Here is a 22,762-nt window from a genome sequence, read left to right as displayed (position 1 = left end):
CTTATTAATTGAAGCAATTCGCGTTCTATGTCAAAATCCCTGCTTTGATCTGTGTATCTGTGGGGACGAAAGTCACTATGAATATGAACGCACAATTTTACGTTCTAAAACAAGATGATAGTGCCCACCAAACGGCTGGCGCTGTTTTCGATCTGGCAGCTAAAATTGCTGCGGATCAGTATCGTCTAGGTCATCGCGTATTTATTTACGCTGATAACACCGACACGGCCCACACAATCGACGACATCATTTGGTCATTTGAACCAGATAGTTTTGTACCACATAACTTACAAGGTGAAGGCCCTAGAGGTGGCGCTCCGGTTGAAATTGGTATGACTCCACCTGTCGGCAACAGAAAAATATTAATCAACTTAGCTGAGCACCTACCGGATTTTATTCGCCGTTTTCAGCAGGTTTATGATTTCGTACCCGTTGAGCCAAATGCTAAGCAAGCCGCCCGTGAGCGGTTTAAAAAGCTACGCCAACTGGGCGCCCATATTGCAACGCAAGAAATTGACATTTAAGCATTTATTTAAGGTTCTGTGTAATGGATAAAACCTATAATCCGCAAGATATTGAACAGTCTTTATACCAAGGCTGGGAAGAAAATGGCTACTTTAAACCGTCTGGCCAAGGTGACGCATACTCAATTATGATCCCGCCACCAAACGTCACGGGTAGCTTACACATGGGCCACGCGTTCCAAGATACCATCATGGATACGCTAACGCGTTTAAAGCGTATGCAAGGCAACAACACTTTATGGCAAGTAGGTACTGACCACGCAGGTATCGCAACGCAAATGCTTGTTGAGCGTAAGCTTGCTGCTGAAGAAGGTAAAACACGTCACGACCTAGGCCGTGAAGCATTTATCGATAAAATCTGGGAGTGGAAAAACCACTCTGGCGGCACGATCACTAAACAATTACGTCGTTTAGGCGCTTCTGTAGATTGGGACCGTGAGCGTTTCACTATGGACGAAGGCCTTTCTGAAGCGGTTAAAGAAGTATTCGTACGTCTTCACAAAGAAGACTTAATTTACCGTGGTAAGCGCCTAGTTAACTGGGATCCTAAACTACACACTGCTATTTCTGATCTTGAAGTTGAAAACAAAGACAAACAAGGTCACATGTGGAACCTACGTTACCCACTTGCTGATGGCGTAAAAACCAAAGATGGTAAAGACTACATCATTGTTGCGACAACACGTCCTGAAACAATGCTAGGTGATTCAGGTGTTGCTGTTAACCCTGATGATGAGCGTTACCAAGATCTGATCGGTAAAGACATTTTACTACCTATCGTAAACCGCCGTATTCCAATTGTTGCCGATGAACATGCAGACATGGAAAAAGGCACAGGTTGTGTGAAAATCACACCTGCTCACGACTTTAACGATAATGAAGTAGGTAAACGTCACCAGCTTCCTATGATCAACATCTTCAACAAAGATGCTGCGGTATTAAGCGAAGGCGAAAGCTACACGTTCGACGGTAAAGAGCTTGAATTAGACGCGCCAATTCCTGAGCGCTTACACGGCCTTGACCGCTTTGATGCACGAAAAGCGATTGTGAGCGAATTTGAAGAACTTGGTCTACTAGAAAAAATTGAAGATCACAGCCTAACAGTTCCTTACGGTGACCGTTCTGGCGTAGTGATTGAGCCACTTCTTACAGATCAGTGGTACGTGCGCGTAGCACCACTTGCAGAGCCTGCAAAAGAAGCCGTTAAAAATGGCGACATTAAGTTCGTACCTCAACAATACGAGAACATGTACTTCTCGTGGATGAACGACGTACAAGACTGGTGTATTTCACGTCAGCTTTGGTGGGGTCACCGCATCCCAGCTTGGTACGACAACGAAGGCAACGTTTACGTTGGTCGTGACGAAGCTGAAGTACGCCGCGATAACAACCTTGCTGATGATGTTGCACTTAAGCAAGACGAAGACGTTTTAGATACGTGGTTCTCATCTGCGCTTTGGACTTTCTCAACGCAAGGCTGGCCGGCAAACACTGATGATTTAAAAACGTTCCACCCGTCTGACGTATTGGTAACAGGTTTCGACATCATTTTCTTCTGGGTTGCTCGTATGATCATGATGACCATGCACTTCATCAAAGATGAAGACGGCAAGCCACAAGTACCATTTAAAACCGTTTACGTAACTGGCCTTATCCGCGATGAAAACGGCGATAAGATGTCTAAATCGAAAGGTAACGTACTTGATCCTATCGACATGATTGACGGTATCGATCTTGAAAGCCTAGTTGAAAAGCGCACTGGTAATATGATGCAGCCACAACTAGCGAAGAAGATTGAGAAGAACACTCGTAAAACATTCGAAAACGGTATCGAAGCACACGGTACAGACGCACTGCGTTTCACCCTTGCTGCAATGGCTTCAACGGGTCGTGATATCAACTGGGATATGAACCGTCTTGAAGGTTACCGTAACTTCTGTAACAAACTATGGAACGCAAGTCGTTACGTATTGATGAACACAGAAGAGCAAGACTGTGGGTTCGCTACAGATGCTGAAAAACAGTACTCACTCGCTGATCGTTGGGTTTTAGGCCAGTTTGAAGCAACTGTTAAAAGCTATACTGAGCATCTAGAAAACTACCGTTTTGACCTAGCTGCAAACACCATTTATGAGTTCACTTGGAACCAATTCTGTGACTGGTACCTAGAACTTACTAAACCAGTATTGTTTAAAGGTAACGAAGCACAGCAACGTGGCACTCGTCATACCTTAATCACGGTATTAGAAAGCCTACTTCGCTTAATGCACCCGTTAATGCCATACATCACAGAAACGATTTGGCAACGTGTTGCACCACTTGCAGGTATCGAAACTGCGGGCACTAGCATCATGGTTCAAGGTTTCCCTGTTTACAATGAAGCTAATGTTGATAGCCAAGCGATGGACGACCTAGAGTGGGTTAAACAATTCATTCTTGCTATTCGTAACATCCGTGGTGAAATGGATATCAGCCCAAGCAAACCATTATCGGTATTGCTTGCTAATGCGTCTGACGAAGACAAGCGTCGCTTAACGGAAAACGAAGCTTTCTTAGCGTCTCTTGCTAAGCTTGAAGAGTTCACGTTACTTGATAAAAAAGACGATGCACCTGCGTGTGCAACATCGTATGTTGGTAACCTTGAGATCATGATCCCAATGGCTGGCCTAATCGATGTTGAAGCTGAACTAGCTCGTATCGCGAAGCAGCTTGAAAAAGCAGAGAAAGGCTTAGCTCAAGTTAATAACAAATTAGCTAACGAGAAGTTCGTAAATAACGCGCCAGAAGCTGTGCTTGCTAAAGAGCATGCTAAGCTGGCTGAGTTTACCGATGCGAAAGACAAACTATTAGCGCAAAAAGCGAAAATCGAAAGTCTATAACAGCATATATAAAGCGCGATTAATTCGCGCTTACAAAAAAGCCGCGCTATAACATTGTTATAGCGCGGCTTTTTAATGCTCTGTAGCAGCGACTTTACGTCGCGACAAAATTAAAATTTGTAGTTGTACTGAGCACCAATTAGAACTGCGTGACCTTTTGATTCATATTCCCATGAAACATCTTGGCCTAAAGAAGCCGCTAGGCTGTCTTTTTCAGAGAAGTTTTGTGTTTTACCACGAAGGATACTTACACCTAAGTCAACATTTGAGTTTTCGCTGAATGCGTAGTTACCACCAAACGAGAACCAGAAACGATCTGTATCAGGGATAGAGATTGAAAGGTGTGATTGGTCTGCTGGTGACTCATCGTATGCAATACCTGCACGAAGTAAAAGTGCATCGCTGTACTGGTAGTCAGTACCGATAGAGTAACGCATTGAATCTGAGAAGTTCTCTTCTTTAGAGAATACAGGCGTTTCAAGGCTTGGTGTATAAGCTTCTAATTTTTGGAAGCTGTCCCAACCAGTCCATAAGATGCTGTAGTGTACGCCTAGCTTCTTATCAAGTTGATGTGAACCAGAAAATTCAGCAATTGCTGGTAAAGTCAGTTTTAACTCACCCGGTACTTTAGTACCTGCTAAACCACCAACTGCAGCTGGAAGTTGGTTTGAGTACTCGCCTTCAAAGTCGATATCTGTTTCACTGCGGTAGTTAAAACCAAAACGGTTGTTTTCGTCTAACTGATACATCGCACCAATGTTCCAACCAAAGCCGTAGTCGTCACCTTCAAGGTGAGCAATTTGCGTGCTAGCTGGTAAACCAAATGGATTAGTACCTGCATTACGAACAACCTTTGCATCAGCATAAACATAGTTTAAACCAAGACCTAGGCTGAACTGTTCGTTGATTTTATATGAAGCGCTAGCATTCATGTTAACTGTTACGATTTCAGTTTCACCAGCAATAGAGCCCGCCGCGTAGTCATCTTTAAACTCAGTTGAAAGACCGAAGTTTGAAAAAGCACCAAAGCCTAAAGACACTTTATCGTTTAAAGGCATTGTGAAGTAACCTGCAGGGATAAATGCAGATGGTGCGATGCTATCGTCATCGATAGAGCTTTCATCTAAGCCGTATGCAGCACTTTCGCCTTTTAAGCTTACATCTGGAATGACAGCAATACCTGCTACTGAGATTTGCTTGTCTTTGAATAAAGACATAAGTGCAGGGTTACGAGCAACAACTGATGCGTCATCTGCAACAGCTGCTTCACCAGCGTATGCACGACCTAAACCTGAAACGTTTTGCTCTGCTAATTGGAAAGCTGCAGCAAAGCTGTCAGCAGAAACAACAGCAAGTGATGCTGCAATTAGTGTTTTAGTGAACTTCATAAATCTGTGTCCTCTTGCAAACTTGTGCGAAAGCTAATCCAACAATGAGGGCAACCTATTAGTTAAGCATAAAAGATTAGCGCTGTATGTTGGTATTAGATGTTTTATTCTAATGATTACAAACTTTCGAACATTACCTTAATTAAGATCAAAAAACTGTAATTTTTCGTTAGAAATAGGTAAAAAACCCGCATTTTAACAACAAGATAACAACTTATTAAAACTCATCAGAGCTCTGATAACAAAAACAACAAACGGTAGTAATTATCATTTGCATTGACATCAGTTTATTGTCCCATTAGACTAAAAATAAAGGTTTTACTGTTGAGTTTGAGTATGGAAATCGCATTGATTATTGCGGCACTGATGTTATGCGGTGTGAGTGTTCATTATTTTTGTAAAGCAAACTATTGCGCGTGCACTAAAGCAGGTGATTGCGATAACCCAGTTAATCACTATTGGCTAGGCGCCATGCTGAGTGCTGTTTTATCACTACTGTTATGTTGTGTGGCCTTACATGTAGAAAAAGGCACATTGCTGTGGTTGGTATTAATGACGAGTTGTTTTAGTGGTGCATTTATATCAGTAAAACGCAGTGCCAAAAAACGCTGTGTTAAGTCTAAACAAGCAGATGCTCTTTTAACAAACGAGCCAAATTAAGCTGATAATCTAGAGGCTTAATACTAGCAATAATTTTTAGTTCTTTTTCTACGCTTAAATCGACATCTTTGGCAGTAATATGATGCTTATGCTTGGCATTATAGAAGATCTTTATTTTCGGCTTAATTGGGTTTTCGTGGTTACCTTCCATCACTAACGCCAAGCGCTCATTATTCAACTTAACAATAGTTCCAACAGGGTGCACCCCTAGGCATTTAATAAAGCGTTGCACCAACTCAGAGTCAAACAATTGCTTATTGGCAAGTAAATAACGCAGCGCTGAGATTGGCTCTTCACCCATTTGATGAGGCCTGTCTGCTGTCATAGCATCATAAACATCGACGATTGCCATCATACGGGCTGCACGGCTCAGCTTTTCAGCTGCAATACCGCGAGGGTAACCTGTACCATCTAAACGCTCATGGTGATTCACTATCATATCGAGCATTAACGGCGTAATGCCCTTTTCGCCTTTCACTAAACCTAAACTCTGTGCCACATGCTTTTTAACAACTTGCATTTCGTTGTCGTTCAAGGCACTTGGTTTTGACAATACACCTTGTGGCATTTTCGCCTGACCGATATCGTGCATCAATGCACCCATTGCCAGCTCTTTAATTGTCTTTTCTTTGTAACCTAGGTACTTAGCAAACACACTCACCAAAATAGCGGTATTGATCATGTGCCGCCAGTTATAAATATGTTTATCTTTAAGGCGAGTTAAAATAGTTAAGGCATTGTGATTACGAAATACCGAGCTGACTATATCAACGGCGATATCATCAAGCACAGCTACATTCATCTTTAAACCCGATGTGATATCTGAGTAGAAACCTTGCAATTTTCGGCTGTGCTGCTCGTAATGCACGCTGGCTTTTAGAAACTCTTGTTGAACCGTGATCCCTTGCGGTGCTTCGTTAGCTGCAGGTTTTTGTTCAACCTTAGGTTTAGCTGGTTCAGGCTTTGGTTGGTATTTTTTAGGGAGTGCAACATCGCTTTGTGTAAAGTCGATGAGTAGCTCTTCAACCCCCTCAGAGATCAGGCGTTGAATAATCGTTTTATCACGCACTAAACCACGTGTTTTGATTTTAATACTATTTACATGCTCTTGTTGCTTACTGACACTGTCAACAAACATCCCTGGTACAAGTTCGGCAATGGGTAAGGTAATAAGCATATGTGAGCTTAGCGCATAAAAACATCGAGTTTTTTATTATCGCTAATTGATTACAAATGTCTATAGATTGGGTAGCGAATACGAAATAGGTATTAGTTATGGGGTTAGAAAGGGGGAAGTTTCTAGGGGAAAGTCAGAAAGAGTAAAGTTAGAAAGTAGCAACTCGCTAACTTTATCCCTGAAAGCTGATAGCTGATAGCTCTCTAGCTGTTTATTCCTGAAAGTAAGTACCCCAGCCGTCGTATTCAACGTCGGTTTGCTGAGCAAGTGCTTCTAGCTTGTCTACGTCTTCCATAATCGCTTCTACGTCAAGTTCACACTCAACAACCACGTCAAAGCTCCACACTTTCTCGCCGTCTTCTAGCTCAAGTTCTGCAGGTTCTTCAACATCGTAACCAAGTTTAAAAGCAGCTAAAGCGGCTTGCTCTAACTTTTCAAAATTTTCGCTAACAAAGTGGTGCTCCACTTCATAAAGTACTTCAGGATCTGAGCCATCTTCAAGTAATGAAGTAACTATGTCTTCAGTAATTTCGCGCCAATTTTCCATTATTTGTTTCTCACTTGAGCATCTAATTCAGTTATTTTAGCAGCCATAATCTGATGAACATGTGAAGCATGGTCACGAGCAGATACGTCTTTATCAAGATAAATCGGCGCTAACATTTCGAGGTAAATTGTACCATTATCCCAGCGATTTAGCTTAATAGTTTTGTGCGTTGTACTCATACAAACTGGCACTACTGGCACATCAGCACTCATTGCTGTGTGAAATGCCCCTGTTTTAAAAGGCAATAAACCTCGGCCATAGCTTCGCGTACCCTCAGGAAACATCCAAACCGATAAGCCTTTTTGTTTTATTTTCTCAGCTGATTTAGAGATTGTGCCTGCTGCTTTTGAACGGTTAGCGCGGTCAATTAAGATATTTCCCGATAACCAATACAGCTGACCAAAAAACGGGATCCATTTGAGGCTTTTTTTACCTAGGCTTACGCAGTTCTCCGGCACCATGGCAGGTAAAGTGAATAGGTCATAGTTATTTTGATGATTTGCTACATAGACAGCAGGGCCAATATTTTTTGGAGTCTCGTGATATTTAAGCTCTAGTTTGACACCTAAAATTTTAGCTACCTTGCAAAACCAACCCGCAATAATATGCACGTTATTAGTATGAAACGGCTTAACGATGCATAAAAGCAGCCCAAAAACACAGCTTAAAACAATGAATAACGCCATGAAAATTATGCGAAAAATAGCTAACAAACGAATTCTCCTCGTACTAATCAGCGCGCATTATAACGTGAAAAATACCATTTCCATAGCTTTAAGCGCACATGTGTACGCTTAAAATTTCATAACGTTTTAACAATAAAAAGGCCTGCAATTGCAGGCCTCTGGTTTTTACTCTGTTACTTCGCTTGGCGACTCATCACTATCATCTGTTTGAGTCACTTCGACTACAGCTTCATCAACACGCTGTAAGCCTCTGGGTAATTTATTACCTCGTCTACCACGTTCACCATGATAATGCTCAAGATCAGCCGGTTTCAGTGTCAGTTTTCGTTTCCCTGCATGCAGAGTTACGCTACTGCCCTCAGGCACCACAGCCAGTACTTTTACAAACTCTTCACGAGCTTGCACTTTCGCACTTGGGATAGAAATAATCTTATTGCCTTTACCTTTACTTAGCTTAGGTAAGTCGCGCAGTGGGAATAACAACATGCGGCCTTCGTTAGAAATTGCCATACAGTAATCTGTTGCTACGTCAGTTACTCTAATTGGCGCGAGTAATTCACCGCCTTTAGGGACACTAACCAGCGCTTTACCGTTTTTGTTCTTACTCACCAGATCTTTAAAGTCGCTTATAAAGCCATAACCTGCATCTGAGGCCATTAACAACACTTGGTTGTCTTCTGCCATCACCACATGCTCAAAGTTGGCTCCTGCGCTTAAGTTAAAGCGCCCTGTCATTGGCTCACCTTGGCTTCGAGCTGAAGGTAAACTGTGTGCATCAGTAGCAAAAGCACGACCACTTGAGTCTAAGAACACTGCTGGCTGGTTACTCTTACCGCGTGCTGAGGCTTTATAGCTGTCGCCTGACTTATAACTTAGCCCTTCAACATCTAAATCATGGCCTTTACCAACACGTGCCCAACCTTTTTCAGATAACACAACGGTCACTGACTCTGAAGGAATAAGGTCTTTTTCACTTAACGCTTTAGCTTCAACACGTTCAACAACTGGTGAGCGACGATCATCGCCATACATTTCAGCCGCTTCTTGGATTTCTTTTTTCATCAAGGTCGACATACGACGTTCTGAACCAAGCGTTTGCTCTAGCTTGTCACGCTCAAGGGCAAGCTCATCCTGCTCACCTTTAATCTTGAACTCTTCAAGTTTTGCTAAATGACGTAGTTTTAACTCTAAAATCGCTTCCGCTTGAATATCAGTTAAACCAAAACGCTCCATTAATACAGGCTTTGGTTTATCTTCAGTACGGATAATTTCGATAACTTCATCAATATTTAAAAAGGCCGTTAATAAACCTTCTAAAATATGTAAGCGAGCTAATACTTTATCTAAACGGTGCTGTAAGCGACGGCGAACCGTTTCACGGCGGAACGTTAACCACTCAGTTAAGATACTACGTAAATCTTTCACTTGCGGACGACCATCAAGGCCAAGCATGTTTAAGTTTACGCGGTAGTTCTTTTCTAAGTCTGTGGTTGCAAATAGGTGCGCCATTAATGGCTCAGCCTTGATGCGGTTAGAACGCGGCACAATCACGATACGAGTTGGGTTTTCGTGATCAGATTCGTCACGTAAATCAGCAACCATCGGCAACTTTTTAGCATTCATCTGGGCTGCAATTTGCTCAAGCACTTTAGCACCTGAACACTGATGAGGCAGCGCAGTGATCACTATGTCACCTTGCTCTTCAGTGTAAATTGCACGCATCTTGATAGAACCACGTCCGGTTTGATAAATCTTACGAATATCGTCTTTCGGTGTGATGATCTCAGCTTCTGTTGGGTAGTCAGGCGCATGCACTAACTCAAGCAACTCTTCAATTTCAGTCTTTGGCTTATCAAGTAATAGACAACAGGCACTAGCAACTTCTCGCACATTGTGTGGTGGAATATCAGTTGCCATACCTACTGCAATACCCGTTACACCATTAAGTAAGATGTGCGGTAAGCGCGCAGGTAACACCATTGGCTCATCAAGTGTACCGTCAAAGTTTGCGGTCCAATCGACCGTGCCTTGACCCAGCTCTTTTAGCAGAACTTCTGAGAACTTAGATAAACGCGCTTCGGTGTAACGCATTGCAGCAAATGACTTAGGGTCATCGGCAGCACCCCAGTTACCTTGGCCGTCCACCAGCGGGTAGCGGTAAGAAAACGGCTGCGCCATTAACACCATCGCTTCGTAACAAGCACTATCGCCATGGGGGTGGTATTTACCTAGTACATCACCCACGGTACGGGCTGATTTTTTATATTTTGCTTGCGCCGATAACCCCAGCTCGCTCATTGCATAGATGATACGACGCTGTACAGGCTTAAGACCATCACCTACATGAGGTAAAGCACGGTCCATGATGACGTACATTGAGTAGTTTAAGTAGGCGTCTTCAGTAAAGCGCCCCATTGTTTGTTGTTCTACGCCTTGCATCAGCAAGGTATCTGTATCACTCATTAACGCTTACCTATTTTTTCTTAGCACTAACGCGATAGATCACATTAGCAAAGTCGTCTGAGATCAATAAGCTGCCATCTGCAAGCTCTGCAAATGCAACCGGGCGACCAAATGTTTCTTCGTTTTGCATAAAGCCTGTGATGAACGGGGTGTACTTAGTAATACGACCTTGCTCAACATTCGCTAGCATCACTTTATAGCCTGATTTTTTACTGCGGTTCCACGAACCATGCTCAGCAACAAAAAGCTGCTCTTTGTATTTAGCAGGGAACTGCTTACCGTTATAAAAATGAATACCTAGAGGAGCAACATGAGCACCAAGTGCAAGGGCTGGCGATTTGTAGTCAGCAATACTTTTACCTTTGCCAAACTCAGGATCTAAAATCGCACCAGCGTGAACATAAGGGAAACCATAATGCGCGCCCTCTTCACCTTCACCAACACGGTTAATTTCGCAAGGTGGCATGTCATCGCCCATCATGTCACGGCCGTTATCACTAAACCAAAATGCATTCGTTGTAGGGTGATAATCAAAACCAACTGAGTTACGAACACCTTTGGCGATGGTTTTAATTTCTTTTGTATCCACATCTAACGAGAAGATGCGGCCGTATTTGTCGTCTTCAGCGCAAATGTTACATGGTACACCCACAGGTACAATTAGCTCACCGGTTGGCGCAAAACTAATAAACTTCCAACCATGGTGACGATCAGTTGGAAACTTGTCGTATACCACGTCAAATTTAGGATCTTTTAGGTTTTTGTCTACGTCTTTAAAACGAATGATACGTGACACTTCAGCCACATATAAATCACCATCTTTAATCGCTAAACCTGATGGCATTTCAAGGCCAGTAGCAATGACAATCTTTTTATCCGCAACACCATCACTGTTATGATCAATCAGTGCATAAACATTACCTGCTTTACGCGAACCTGCGTAAACAATGCCTCTTTTTGATACCGCGATTTGACGCGCGTTTTCAACATCATCGGCAAACAGGCTTATAGCAAAGCCATCAGCAACTGTTAACTTATCAAGAATATCTTTTGCCATTACAGGCGCTGATAACAAGCTCAGCGATAATAATGAGGTCAGTAGTTTTTTCATTTTTGTCTTGCCCTTTAATTCTTTGCTAGCAACTAGGTTGCTACACCCTTTATTAAACTTCTGCGCGGTTACCATGATCTTCTAACCACTGACGACGGTCTGACGAACGTTTCTTCGCAAGTAGCATATCCATCATCTCCATGGTTTGCTCTTCTTCGTCTAAGGTTAATTGCACTAAACGACGCGTATTAGGATCCATGGTGGTTTCGCGTAATTGTAATGGGTTCATTTCACCTAACCCTTTGAAACGCTGTACATTGACTTTACCGCGTTTTTTCTCAGCTTCAATGCGCGCTAAAATACCGTTCTTTTCGTCTTCATCAAGGGCGTAGTAAACCTCTTTACCAATGTCGATACGAAATAGCGGCGGCATAGCTACATACACATGGCCTTGTTTGATAAGCGATGGAAAGTGGCGAACAAACAGCGCACAAAGCAAGGTAGCAATGTGCAATCCATCCGAGTCAGCATCGGCCAAAATACAAATTTTGTTATAACGCAGACCAGATAAATCACTTGAATCAGGGTCAATACCCAAAGCGACAGAAATATCATGCACCTCTTGCGATGCTAAAATCTGCCCAGATTCAACTTCCCAGGTATTTAAGATTTTACCGCGCAGCGGCATAATTGCTTGGAACTCACGGTCGCGCGCTTGTTTTGCTGAGCCACCCGCTGAGTCACCCTCTACTAAAAACAGTTCAGTACGGTCATTATCTTGGGCGCTACAGTCCGTTAATTTACCCGGTAATGCAGGGCCTGAGGTAACACGCTTACGCACAACTTTTTTAGCAGCACGTAAACGGCGCTGCGCATTTGAGATACATAACTCAGCTAATAATTCTGCCGTTTCTGTATGCTCGTTTAACCATAAACTAAATGAGTCTTTCACTACACCAGATACAAATGCAGCACATGAGCGAGATGAAAGCTTCTCTTTTGTTTGGCCAGCAAATTGTGGGTCTTGCATTTTAACCGATAATACGTAGCTACAGCGCTCCCAAATATCATCTGGGGTTAGCTTTACACCACGTGGTAATAAGTTTCTAAATTCACAGAACTCACGCATAGCTTCAAGCAAGCCTTGGCGTAAACCATTAACATGTGTACCGCCTTGCGCGGTAGGAATTAAGTTTACATAACTTTCAGCGATTGATTCACCGCCTTCAGGTAGCCAAACAACCGCCCAGTCAGCGCCTTCTGTTGAACTTGAAAAGTCACCAATAAACGGCTCTTTTGGTAATACTTCAAAACCTTTAACTGCTTCAACTAGGTAATCTTTTAAGCCAGTTTCGTAATACCATTCTTGGCTTTCTTTGGTTTGCTTATTAGTAAACTTAATGCGCAGGCCTGGGCATAATACCGCTTTGGCTTTTAATAAGTGATTAAGCTTAGTGATAGAAAAGTTAGCTGAGTCAAAATAGCTCGCATCAGGCCAAAAACGCACGGTTGTACCTGTATTACGTTTGCCCACAGTGCCAATGACGTTTAAGTCTTCAACCTTGTCACCGTTTTCAAAGGCCATACGAAATTGCTGCGCATCACGGCGCACAGTGACTTCAACACGAGTCGATAGCGCATTTACAACCGAAATACCTACACCGTGTAAACCACCAGAAAACTGATAGTTTTTATTAGAGAACTTACCACCGGCGTGCAGCTTGGTAAAAATAAGTTCCACCCCTGGAATACCTTCCTCAGGGTGAATATCAATTGGCATACCACGGCCATCATCGATAACCTCAAGGGAGTTATCTTCATGAAGGATGACATCTATTTTAGTGGCATGACCTGCCATTGCTTCATCGACACTGTTATCGATAACTTCTTGACCTAAATGATTAGGTCGAACCGTGTCGGTATACATACCTGGGCGGCGTTTTACGGGCTCTAATCCGTTTAAGACTTCAATTGCTTCGGCGTTATAATTTTGCTGACTCATAGTTTTTATATCTTTTATGCGCTTAGCTATGTTTTACGTGATTTTAAGAAAATCTACAATACTTGCAAAGGTTTGTTCGAAGCCGATAAAACTATGATCGCCTCCAAATTCAACGTGTTGCTTACACTGAGAATAATATTTAACCGCCTGCTGAAACGGCAGTACTTCATCGCCCGTTTGCTGTAGCAAATAAATCAATGAAGGGGTGTCTAATTGCGGCAAATATAAGCTGCGCAATGCATCCATGTGACGAGTATCAAGTTCATAATGACTATCTTGATACGGGTTATAGTTTTCCCCTAAATAGTTATCGAGTAACTCAAATGGGCGAACCGCAGGGTTAATGACCACCGCAGGTATCGAATAACGTTGCGACAAATAGGTCGCATAAAAACCGCCTAATGAACTACCTAGTAATACAGTATCATCATTTAGCAGTTGTTCTAATTGTAAAATTGCATGTAATGGCTCATGAGTTAATCGCGGCACCTGATAATCGACATCAAATTGCGCCATGTGCTCACCAAAACGAACTGCTTTATAAGATTGCTCAGAGCTATTAAAGCCATGAATATAAATTACTCGTTTAGCCATACTACATCCGTGCTTAACAGTAAGTATTGTTGCTCATCAATTATTAAGTCGATGATTCGAAATGCGGGGCCTAAATCCTCTTGCTGCCACGCCATAGTGTGTTTGGTAAATTGGATTGAGCTGGCTGGAGTCGCATACACACTAAGGTCACGGTAGGTTTGCCTGTACTCATGATGCACATGACCATGGAACATACCCACACACTGCTCAGTATTAACGCAGGTATTTAAAAACTGCGGGCCATTTTCTAGCATATGTTTATCTAGATAGGCTTGAATAGGCAGCGGGTTATGATGACAAAACACCACGCTAGGTACCTGCCCTATTGCTTGGCTTAATTCATCTAAATGCGCTTGTGTTACCCAACCTGCTGGCGTCGGGCCTTTTGAGTTTGCCAACAGCAACTGCCCACCTAAAAAGGTAATTCGCTTATTGTTTAAAATTTGCGGGCTTGTAAGCTTTTCATATTCACCGAGTTCATCATGATTACCCGGCAACCAAAACACCGGACAACTCAGCGCTGAGTCTGCTATTAACTTAGCAAAAAGCTGGTAAGACTCCGTGCTGTGATCTTGTGTTAAATCACCACCAAATACCACACAATCCACATCGAGCTCAGCAATAGCCTGTAAACAACGCCCAAAATACGCTGCCGTATTTACGTTAAAGTATTCACCCGTTGTGTCTTTTGATAAGTGGCAATCAGTGATATGGGCAACTTTCAGTGCTGTTTTATCAAAATGGTAGGCGTTACTAAACCAAGCCATTATTTACATCCCAATTTAAAACTGCTCGGCCGTTTTCAACACAAGCCACCAGCCAGTCATATAAGAAGGCGTTAAGCTGATATTTTTCATCTTTTTGATGCATATTCGGATTCGGGTAAGCATAGGAAGGCTTGATGCGCTGATGAAAATCATGATGCACAATTTCAGCGACTTTCGCATCATGATACATACGTACTGTTAAATACAAAGGCTTAACCGAAGGCAAATGACCGGCTTCTTGTTTGATAGAAATATCTGTGGTGTATTTTGCTGTATCGTCAACTTTAACCGCAAAAGTGCTGTGCCCTAATTGTACCTTTCGCTCCTGACCTATACGGCGCTCATTGGGTAATAGTTTGAGCGCACGCACGTAATTATGCTCACACAAAGTTAAGTACTTAGGTAAGCTTTGAATATAACGCTGCTGGGCACTGACGTACGACAAAATAATCCCCTATGAGTTTTTCCAATCAGACAGTATACGTTGCTTATTCAGTGCTAACCACTGTAATGAGATAACTGTCGCTGCATTATCTATTTCGCCCTGTTCTAGGCGCAGCATAGCTTCATCGTATGACATTACATGGGTTTTGATATCTTCATCTTCATTATCAAGGCCAAAAATACCGCCTTGATACCCAGCTAAGTCAGTGCGCGCTAAATATAAATACAAACGCTCAGTGGTGCCGCCGGGGCTTGAAAGATACGACATCATAAATTCTAGCTCATTAAGCTCAATTCCCGCTTCTTCGAATGCTTCGCGCTTCGCTACATCTTCATAATCAGTACTGCCATCTGCCATGCCTGCAATACACTCAAGTAACCAAGGGGACTGTTTTGATGCGAGCGCGCCAATTCTGATTTGTTCGATTAACAAAACTTGGTCAGTCGCAGGGTCATAAGGAAGTACAGCAACAGCATGGCCGCGCTCTAAAATTTCGCGTTTAACTTCTACTGATTTACCACCAGCAAACAATGCATGATGAAAGCGGTAAGTATTAATTTTAAAGAAACCATCATAAACACGCTCAATCGGCTTTAACTCTATGTCATCATGATTAAATTGTGAGATTGCTGATATTTTCATTCACTATTTCCTTTGCGTTTTAAGTAAATGTTACGGCCAATTATATTCTGTTACACTTGAACATGCAGATTTACGTAATTTTTTTTTGGTTATTCATTAAAAAAGAGTACCATGGTGATAGTACAAAATTGTCTAAGGACTGAACGAACAATGAAAAAAACACTACTCGCTGCGCTGATCGGTTTTTCAAGCGCACTGACTGCAACAGCTAGTTATGCTGAAGACTTACTACAAGTTTACGAGATTGCGACAGCAAACGATCCTACCGTACTTAAAGCAAAAGCCCAAGCAGATGCACAAGCCTATGAGAGCGATCGCGCGTTAAGTGCACTATTACCACAAATTGGTCTAAGTCTTGGTTACCAATCAACCAAATCAGATCTTTATGAAGGTAATGATGCAACAGGTTATACAGGATATGACTACGAGCCTGATGAATTTAGCCGTGGTATTAGCTTAAGCCAAACACTGTTTGATTTAGGTGCATGGAATTCACTGGGTATTGCAGATAAACAAGCATTACAAGCAAACGCTCAGTATGATTTTGCTCGCCAAGACTTAATCGTTCGTGTAGCGGAGGGTTACTTCAATGTACTAAGTGCAATCGATAACCTTGAGTTTGTTCAAGCAGAAAAACGTGCCATCGAGCGCCAATTACAACAAACTAAAGAGCGTTATGCGGTAGGTTTAACTGCAATCACTGACGTACACGAAGCGCAAGCTCAGTACGATAACTCTGTTGCACAAGAAATCGTTGCTAAGAACAGTGTTGAAACAGCGCGTGAGCAACTTCGCGAAATCACTGGTAAATACCACGCGAAATTAGACATGTTGAATACTGAAACGTTTTCAACAGTTGCACCTAAAAAGCAGTCAACTGACTACATTGAAATTGCAAAAGACCAAAACTTAAATCTGCAAGTTTCAAAAGTAACGGTTGATATTGCTAAAGATCAAATCGATTTAGCAAAAGCTGGTCACTATCCGAAGCTAACATTAAGCGCTTCATACGGAGACAGCCTTACTGATCTAAACAGCAACTCACACCAACCACGCGAAGATAGTACAAGTATTGGTGTTAACTTCAGCCTACCTATTTACTCGGGTGGTGCAACAACAGCAGCGACAGATCAAGCACGCGCTTTCTATGTTGCGGCAAGTGAAGATTTAGAAGCAAGCTTACGTGCAGTAACTCGCTCGGTTATCACATCGTACAACCAAGTAGTGTCTGACATTGCTACTTATAAAGCGCTACAACAAGCTGTTGTTTCTGCTGAAAGTGCGCTTAAAGCAACTGAAGCAGGCTTTGAAGTGGGTACACGTACTATCGTAGACGTACTGATCAGCACGCAAAACCTTTACAATGCAAAAAGTAATTTAGCAAACGTTCGTTACCGCTATGTTGTTTCAACACTTCGCTTGAAACAAGCTGCTGGTACACTAACTAGCGAAGACCTTGTTGCAATTAACCAAGGTTTAAAAGAAATCTAAGCATTTCTTCTATAAAGTCCTTATCGTAAAGCCAGCCTCGTGCTGGCTTTTTTGTATTTTTATAGACATACAGTTAAACTAGCTTTTTTATTTTTAGAGATTTTTTTGTGGTTAGTTCTTCTCCTTTTAAAGCGTCTTTTTTAGGCCCTCGTTACTGGTTAACTTGGATTGGCGTGTTCTTTTTATATCTTATCTCTTGGTTACCACATAAATTACAATTAGCGCTTGGAAAACTGCTTGGTCGTCTAGTACACCGTTTTATGAAACGTCGTCGCCATATTGCGGAGGTAAATATCCGTTTATGTTTTCCTGATATGCCAGAGCATGAACAACGCGAATTAGTTCGTAAAAATATGGAAAATACCGGTATTGCAATGATGGAAACCGGCATGGCTTGGTGGTGGCCCCAATGGCGAATCAATAAAGTGTTTGGTTCTGTTAAAGGCCTAGAACACTTTGAAAAAGCTCAGCAATCAGGTAAAGGTGTGCTGCTACTTGTGCCACACTTTTTACACCTAGAAATGGCGAGCCGTATTATGGGTGTAAAACACCAAGGTATTGGCTTTTATCGCCCGCATAACAACCCTTTAATGGAATATTTCACGACTAACGGTCGTCTTCGTTCTAACGAATACTTAATTGGCAAAAAAGATGTTAAAGGCTTACTGCAAGCACTTAAAAATAAAAAGGTTTGCTACTATTTGCCAGATCAAGATTACGGCCGTAAGCGCTGCGAATTTGCGCCTTTTTATGCGGTAAAAGAAGCTGCAACAACAACAGGAACACTGTTATTTTCAAGTAGCCGTAACTGCGAAACAGTAAGCTTAACGAGCCGTCGTGATGAAGAGGGCCGCTACCATCTAGAGGTATTACCTGCACTTGAAAACTTCCCAAGTGGCGATGACCTTGCAGACGTTACCCACGTAAATCAGCGTATGGAACAAGCTATCGATTTAGCGCCTGAGCAGTATATGTGGCTTCACCGTCGCTTTAAAACTCGCCCAGATAAGAATGCACCTTCTTATTACAAGTAGAGTGACATTTTGCTGTTTGTATGGTTTTATAAAGCTAATCAACAACAAGAGTATTAGAAATGTGGTTTTGGGTTAAGCATTTATCATTAGCTGTTATTTTGATTGCTGCTGCTATTTACTTTTTATTTGGTAGTGGTCCAGTAATGGACATTAAAGATACCAAAAATGCTGCAGCGCAAGGATTATCGCGCTTTTATGCGGCGCTACGTAACCAAGTAAATAACAAGAATAATGAGCGCGATAAATACGTTCTTAAATTACCTACGCCAGAAACCAGCTTAGATGTCGCACTTTTTGAACGCGAAAAAGTCGTAGAACCTTCATCACCTAACTGGACTGGTGATATTCAACCGCGCCGCTTTGAAAATGGTAACACCTTAAAAGATGTACTCTCTGACTATGCTCGTCACGAAGATATCGTACTGTACTGGTATTTAAGCAAAGACTATGTTGTAAAAGATCATTTTCGCGTTGATAGTAACTTTGTCTCAACCCTTTATCAGGTTGGCCGCGCTATTAATGATGATTTCGAAAATGAGGTTTACACCTATTTTTGCTTTAAGCAAAGAGCCGCAGTAATCACTGAGCTGCCCTCTGCTTATGTGCGCGAAAACTGCCGTCGCTTAAAAAGCTAAAACACCTGCTGCCACGCCTGACTTACTAAGTCGATGTGCTGAGTTAACTCAGCACGTGGCGCACAGCGTCCCTGCTGATTCAAACTCATGACATGATAACGTGAACGATAGGCAATATACGCAGCCACTAATTCTTGCTGCATTTGCTCAGTAATACAGCCTAAACGTGCAGCATCAGCTAAAATACGAACATTGTCGGACCAGGTCGTTAGCTCAGAGTGCTGCATAGCATTATTTAGCACCAGATACTGAGTGATAAACTCAATATCTGTGATACCACCTCTATCTTGCTTTAAATCAAACAGATCATCATTGCCTTTAGCAAGGTGAGCACGCATTTTTTCGCGCATCTCAACGACATCAGTCTTTAGCTTCTCATTATCGCGGGCTTGGCACAAAACGTCTTTGCGGATTTGTGCAAAACGCTCTCGCAACGAATCTTGCCCATAAATCATGCGTGAACGAACCAAAGCTTGATGTTCCCAGGTCCATGCTTGAGTTTGCTGATAGTGGTAGTAACTTTCTAAATTAATAGCTAGTAAACCCGATGCCCCTTCAGGACGTAAACGAGTATCAAGCTCATACAATATGCCTGACGCAGTTCGGGTGTTGAATAGATGCATTAAACGCTGCGCAAGCTTTAAGTAAAACTGACGGGAATCAATCGACTTATCACCATCGGTATAACTGCTGCCATCGTGGTTATGCACAAATACCAGATCTAAGTCTGAATCGTAGCCAACTTCAAAGCCGCCAGTTTTACCGTACGCAATAACCGCAAAGCCCTTTTCTTGATCTGAGGTATTCGCTGGCCGACCAAAGCGCTCAACACATGCATGCCATGCAATATTGACCGCTTGCTCTACAATAGCCTCAGCAAGCGCAGTAAGATGATCACTTACCTTCATCACACTCAGTACACCGGTTGCATCGGCTGCAGCAATGCGTAACTGATGCGTTTGTTTAAACTGACGAAGTGCTTCCATTTGCAGCTCTAAGTCGCCATGCTCAATACGTAAGAAATACTGTCTAATTTCATCTTTGTAAGCAGATAAAGGCGTTGGTTTATAGAGCACCTGCGGATCTATCAGCTCATCAAGTAAAATTGGGTAACGAGAGATATGCTCGCCAATCCATTTACTATGGCAGCAAAGTGCTACCAGTTGATTTAAGGCACCTGGGTTTTCGTACAACAGCTCTAGGTAAGCAGTTCGTGAGATGATCTTGTTCAGCACTTGGCAGATCATGGTAAAAGCATCGCTACTGGCTTTTGTAACTGTTAGCTGTTTAAGTAAAAGGGGCATTAATTTATCGAGGATATCACGACCTCGACTGCCAATTTTCGCCTTAGTTAAGCGCGCTTTAAAATCTTCAAGCGCCGCTTGCCAGTCAAGATTTGGCTCACACATCAGGCTAACATCAGTCATTTCCCAAGCGCTAATGTACTCACTTTCACACGGATCCGCCGTTTCACTTTCAAAGCCAATCACTTGTTCAAACTCACCATGGACTTGAGACATGGTCTGCTCAATGCTAGTTAAACACTGATTAAAATCATCTTTATTGAGCAAATAGCATAAACGATGCTGGTTTAACTCGTCATCAGGTAGGGTTTGCGTTTGCTTATCATCGAAAATCTGTAGGTACTGCTCAATTTGACGTAAGTCTAAATAGTTTTGTGTTAATAACTCAGCCTCTTTATTCGACATCACCTGGTTGTTAACCAGCTCTTTTAAAGCAACCAGCAATGACTGAGTTTGCAAGTTAGCTTCACGGCCGCCTCGAACCATTTGCAGTGCTTGCACTACAAACTCTACTTCTCGAATACCTCCGGCACCTAATTTAATATTGTTTGTAAGGCGCTTTCGGCGCACCTCTTGGGCAATCATTTGCTTCATCTTGCGCAGCGATTCAATCACCGAAAAATCTATATAGCGGCGGTACACAAATGGCCGTAGTAATTCATAAAACTCATCCCAATAACGGTTTTCAGTGCCAATTAATCGCCCTTTTAGCATGGCGTAGCGTTCCCACTCACGTCCTTGTTCTTGATAATAATCTTCCATTGCATGAAAGCTCATCACCAAAGGCCCACTTTCACCAAATGGGCGCAGGCGCATATCAACCCGAAACACTTGGCCATTTACCGTGGTTTGGTTAAGCGCCATAATTAGCTTTTGCGCTACTTTGGTATAAAACACCTGGGCTTCAATGGAGCGGCGCCCCCCTTGCGTTGCAACATCGCGAGGATAAGAAAAAATTAAATCTATGTCAGATGAGTAATTGAGCTCTCCCCCACCAAGTTTGCCCATACCTAAAACTAACATTGGCATTGCATTACCGTCATCATCAAGCGGCATGCCACTGACTTTTGCGACCTGCGCAAAGGCCCACTGATTGGCACTATCGATAAGCTGGTTTGCAAGGGCCGAGATATAAGCGATGCTATCGGCAATTGGGTTTGCACAGCACAAATCAAGAAAAGCCACTTTCAACCAGTATTTTTCTCGATACAAACGTAGCTTTGCCAGCGCAGCATTGTCATCCAGTTCATTGATTTCAGTACTACTTAACGGAGCTTCAACTGCGCGATTAGCAAGCTCCTTATCATCGAGTAACCAGTCTTTTAAATCAGGCTGAGATTGTAAGCAGTTCCACGCAAAATCACTTAAAGACAACAAGTTAATAATTTTTTTTTGTTCTTTTTGCCCCTCATATAAGCTCGCGAAGCGAGTTTGGCCTAACTGATGAAGTGACTCGGGAAGCGCGTGTAAATTACTCATTAAATACTCTCTTTTAACTTGCCAATAACCGTACTAGAATGATTATCAAAGAATTATTTAGCAGGGACCTGCATGTCATATTTATCACTATCTAACACTAGTTTAGTCGCGATTGCTATTAGTTTCGCTGTAATTTGCGTCACTATAGTACTGCTGCGTATTCTAACGCAAATCAAAGCAAAACAAGCGCTTAAAGAAGAGCTTGCGCAACATGATAACTTTGCCATGGGGATCAGCTTTGCCAGCGAAATTATGGTCGTTATAGCCACCATCGCTTATATATTTGATGAAATTAGCTTAAGTGCAGCCCAATCTAACCCGCTAAAGGTACTTTTACTCATTGTGCTGTTATTTGCCTTTATAAAAATAGGTCATTTAATTCATCGTAAATGGATTTTGCATCGCTTTAATGAAGAAGCAGCCATTCTAAAGCAAAATGTCTGCGCCGCTTTAGTTGATTCAGGCATGTTAATCGCAAACTGCATTATCGCTCTTGGCCTTTATAACTGGTGCCATACCCAAGGTTACAGCAGCTTATTGATCGCCACTGTGAGTTTTTTTGTGCTGCAAGGAATGTTTGCCCTTGATAGTAAAATTCGTGAATATCGCTTTGCAAAAGCCAACCAAGGTGCATCACTACAAAGTAACTTTAACCTTGAAAATACCTCTATTGGCATTCGCTACGCGGGTAAGTCTATCGGCCTAGCACTTGCGGGCTATGCTGGTCTTGCCAGTGCATCATTTATTAGTGGTAAGATGGTAGAAAATTTATTCACTCTAGTATCTCATTGCGGTGCAATGTGGGTATTGTTATATATTTTGAGCTACATTATTAAATATATCTCTCTACCTAATATCGACACATCGTTAGAAGTAGATCACCAAGATAACATTGGCATAGCCTGTATAGAGTTTGCCGTTTTCGGTGCAATAGGCTATTTACTAATAAGTATGTTTTCAATTTGATACGGAAGTATTTGAATCGTGAGGCATT

The 22,762-nt window shown here is 42.3% G+C and carries 19 protein-coding genes; 7 read left to right on the top strand and 12 right to left on the bottom strand.

Translation table 11 applies throughout. The annotated features are described in order from the left end of the window. Positions 1 to 77: 77 nt before the first annotated feature. Together HUS61_RS12600 and HUS61_RS12595 are read left to right on the top strand one after the other, a co-directional pair. Positions 78 to 524, top strand: a complete 447-nt coding sequence (locus tag HUS61_RS12600; protein ID WP_175082586.1) for a DNA polymerase III subunit chi — start codon at positions 78 to 80, stop codon at positions 522 to 524. A gap of 23 nt (positions 525 to 547) precedes the next feature. Further along, complete coding sequence (locus tag HUS61_RS12595; RefSeq protein ID WP_175082585.1) at positions 548 to 3,403, top strand: valine--tRNA ligase; 2,856 nt, start codon at positions 548 to 550, stop codon at positions 3,401 to 3,403. A gap of 110 nt (positions 3,404 to 3,513) precedes the next feature. Here HUS61_RS12595 and HUS61_RS12590 read toward each other — a convergent pair whose 3' ends face one another. Then, a complete protein-coding gene (locus HUS61_RS12590; protein WP_175082584.1) occupies positions 3,514 to 4,791 on the bottom strand; it encodes an outer membrane protein transport protein in 1,278 nt (425 codons plus the stop codon). A 336-nt stretch (positions 4,792 to 5,127) separates the two neighbouring features. Here HUS61_RS12590 and HUS61_RS12585 point away from each other — a divergent pair, with 336 nt between their 5' ends. Then, positions 5,128 to 5,451, top strand: coding sequence for a hypothetical protein (locus HUS61_RS12585; RefSeq protein WP_175082583.1), 324 nt, complete (start codon positions 5,128 to 5,130; stop codon positions 5,449 to 5,451). Here the strand turns inward: HUS61_RS12585 and HUS61_RS12580 are convergent. The 10 genes from HUS61_RS12580 to HUS61_RS12535 all read right to left on the bottom strand — a co-directional run bounded on the left by HUS61_RS12580 (position 5,411) and on the right by HUS61_RS12535 (position 15,825). Further along, entirely contained in the window at positions 5,411 to 6,628 is a 1,218-nt protein-coding gene (locus HUS61_RS12580; RefSeq protein ID WP_054562720.1) for an HD-GYP domain-containing protein, read from the bottom strand. The two genes, HUS61_RS12585 and HUS61_RS12580, sit on opposite strands and share 41 nt — an antisense overlap. Positions 6,629 to 6,839: 211 nt before the next feature. Beyond that, the gene (gene rraB / locus HUS61_RS12575) at positions 6,840 to 7,175 is read right to left on the bottom strand and encodes a ribonuclease E inhibitor RraB (RefSeq protein ID WP_054552644.1); all 336 of its coding nucleotides are present in this window, start codon (positions 7,173 to 7,175) and stop codon (positions 6,840 to 6,842) included. Next, a complete protein-coding gene (locus HUS61_RS12570) occupies positions 7,175 to 7,861 on the bottom strand; it encodes a 1-acylglycerol-3-phosphate O-acyltransferase (protein ID WP_082389235.1) in 687 nt (228 codons plus the stop codon). The genes rraB and HUS61_RS12570 overlap by 1 nt, the downstream gene beginning before the upstream one ends. Positions 7,862 to 8,026: 165 nt before the next feature. Further along, entirely contained in the window at positions 8,027 to 10,324 is a 2,298-nt protein-coding gene (gene parC, locus HUS61_RS12565; RefSeq protein ID WP_175078636.1) for a DNA topoisomerase IV subunit A, read from the bottom strand. Positions 10,325 to 10,334: 10 nt separating this feature from the next. Next, the gene (locus HUS61_RS12560) at positions 10,335 to 11,435 is read right to left on the bottom strand and encodes a sorbosone dehydrogenase family protein (RefSeq protein ID WP_175078637.1); all 1,101 of its coding nucleotides are present in this window, start codon (positions 11,433 to 11,435) and stop codon (positions 10,335 to 10,337) included. 52 nt (positions 11,436 to 11,487) lie between these two features. Further along, positions 11,488 to 13,377, bottom strand: a complete 1,890-nt coding sequence (parE, locus tag HUS61_RS12555) for a DNA topoisomerase IV subunit B (protein ID WP_054552648.1) — start codon at positions 13,375 to 13,377, stop codon at positions 11,488 to 11,490. A gap of 33 nt (positions 13,378 to 13,410) precedes the next feature. Further along, on the bottom strand, positions 13,411 to 13,971 hold the full coding sequence (locus HUS61_RS12550; RefSeq protein ID WP_175078638.1) for a YqiA/YcfP family alpha/beta fold hydrolase: 561 nt from the start codon (positions 13,969 to 13,971) through the stop codon (positions 13,411 to 13,413). Continuing rightward, a complete protein-coding gene (locus HUS61_RS12545) occupies positions 13,956 to 14,738 on the bottom strand; it encodes a metallophosphoesterase (protein ID WP_175082582.1) in 783 nt (260 codons plus the stop codon). Before HUS61_RS12545 ends, HUS61_RS12550 begins: the two co-directional genes overlap by 16 nt. Next, positions 14,725 to 15,183 carry a DUF1249 domain-containing protein gene (locus HUS61_RS12540; RefSeq protein WP_054562727.1) on the bottom strand — a complete coding sequence of 153 codons (459 nt, stop codon included), beginning with the start codon at positions 15,181 to 15,183 and terminating at the stop codon, positions 14,725 to 14,727. The genes HUS61_RS12545 and HUS61_RS12540 overlap by 14 nt, the downstream gene beginning before the upstream one ends. A 9-nt stretch (positions 15,184 to 15,192) precedes the next feature. Then, entirely contained in the window at positions 15,193 to 15,825 is a 633-nt protein-coding gene (locus HUS61_RS12535; RefSeq protein WP_055197686.1) for an NUDIX domain-containing protein, read from the bottom strand. A gap of 150 nt (positions 15,826 to 15,975) precedes the next feature. Between HUS61_RS12535 and tolC the strand changes: the two genes are divergently transcribed. The 3 genes from tolC to HUS61_RS12520 all read left to right on the top strand — a co-directional run bounded on the left by tolC (position 15,976) and on the right by HUS61_RS12520 (position 18,985). After that, positions 15,976 to 17,316, top strand: coding sequence for an outer membrane channel protein TolC (tolC, locus tag HUS61_RS12530; RefSeq protein WP_058586583.1), 1,341 nt, complete (start codon positions 15,976 to 15,978; stop codon positions 17,314 to 17,316). Positions 17,317 to 17,423: 107 nt separating this feature from the next. Then, the gene (lpxL, locus tag HUS61_RS12525) at positions 17,424 to 18,350 is read left to right on the top strand and encodes an LpxL/LpxP family Kdo(2)-lipid IV(A) lauroyl/palmitoleoyl acyltransferase (protein ID WP_175082581.1); all 927 of its coding nucleotides are present in this window, start codon (positions 17,424 to 17,426) and stop codon (positions 18,348 to 18,350) included. A 59-nt stretch (positions 18,351 to 18,409) separates the two neighbouring features. Continuing rightward, positions 18,410 to 18,985, top strand: a complete 576-nt coding sequence (locus tag HUS61_RS12520; RefSeq protein WP_054562731.1) for a TcpQ domain-containing protein — start codon at positions 18,410 to 18,412, stop codon at positions 18,983 to 18,985. On the opposite strand, the gene glnE is transcribed toward HUS61_RS12520, so the two are convergent. Then, complete coding sequence (glnE, locus tag HUS61_RS12515; RefSeq protein ID WP_175082580.1) at positions 18,982 to 21,768, bottom strand: bifunctional [glutamate--ammonia ligase]-adenylyl-L-tyrosine phosphorylase/[glutamate--ammonia-ligase] adenylyltransferase; 2,787 nt, start codon at positions 21,766 to 21,768, stop codon at positions 18,982 to 18,984. The genes HUS61_RS12520 and glnE overlap by 4 nt on opposite strands. 72 nt (positions 21,769 to 21,840) lie before the next feature. Here glnE and HUS61_RS12510 point away from each other — a divergent pair, with 72 nt between their 5' ends. After that, the gene (locus tag HUS61_RS12510; protein WP_054562733.1) at positions 21,841 to 22,734 is read left to right on the top strand and encodes a hypothetical protein; all 894 of its coding nucleotides are present in this window, start codon (positions 21,841 to 21,843) and stop codon (positions 22,732 to 22,734) included. Positions 22,735 to 22,762: the final 28 nt, after the last annotated feature.

Origin of the sequence: Pseudoalteromonas sp. 0802 (assembly GCF_013350085.1) — a bacterium.
GTDB lineage: Bacteria > Pseudomonadota > Gammaproteobacteria > Enterobacterales > Alteromonadaceae > Pseudoalteromonas.
Note: the sequence above shows the minus strand (reverse complement) of the source record. Positions and strands in the feature narration are given on the sequence as shown.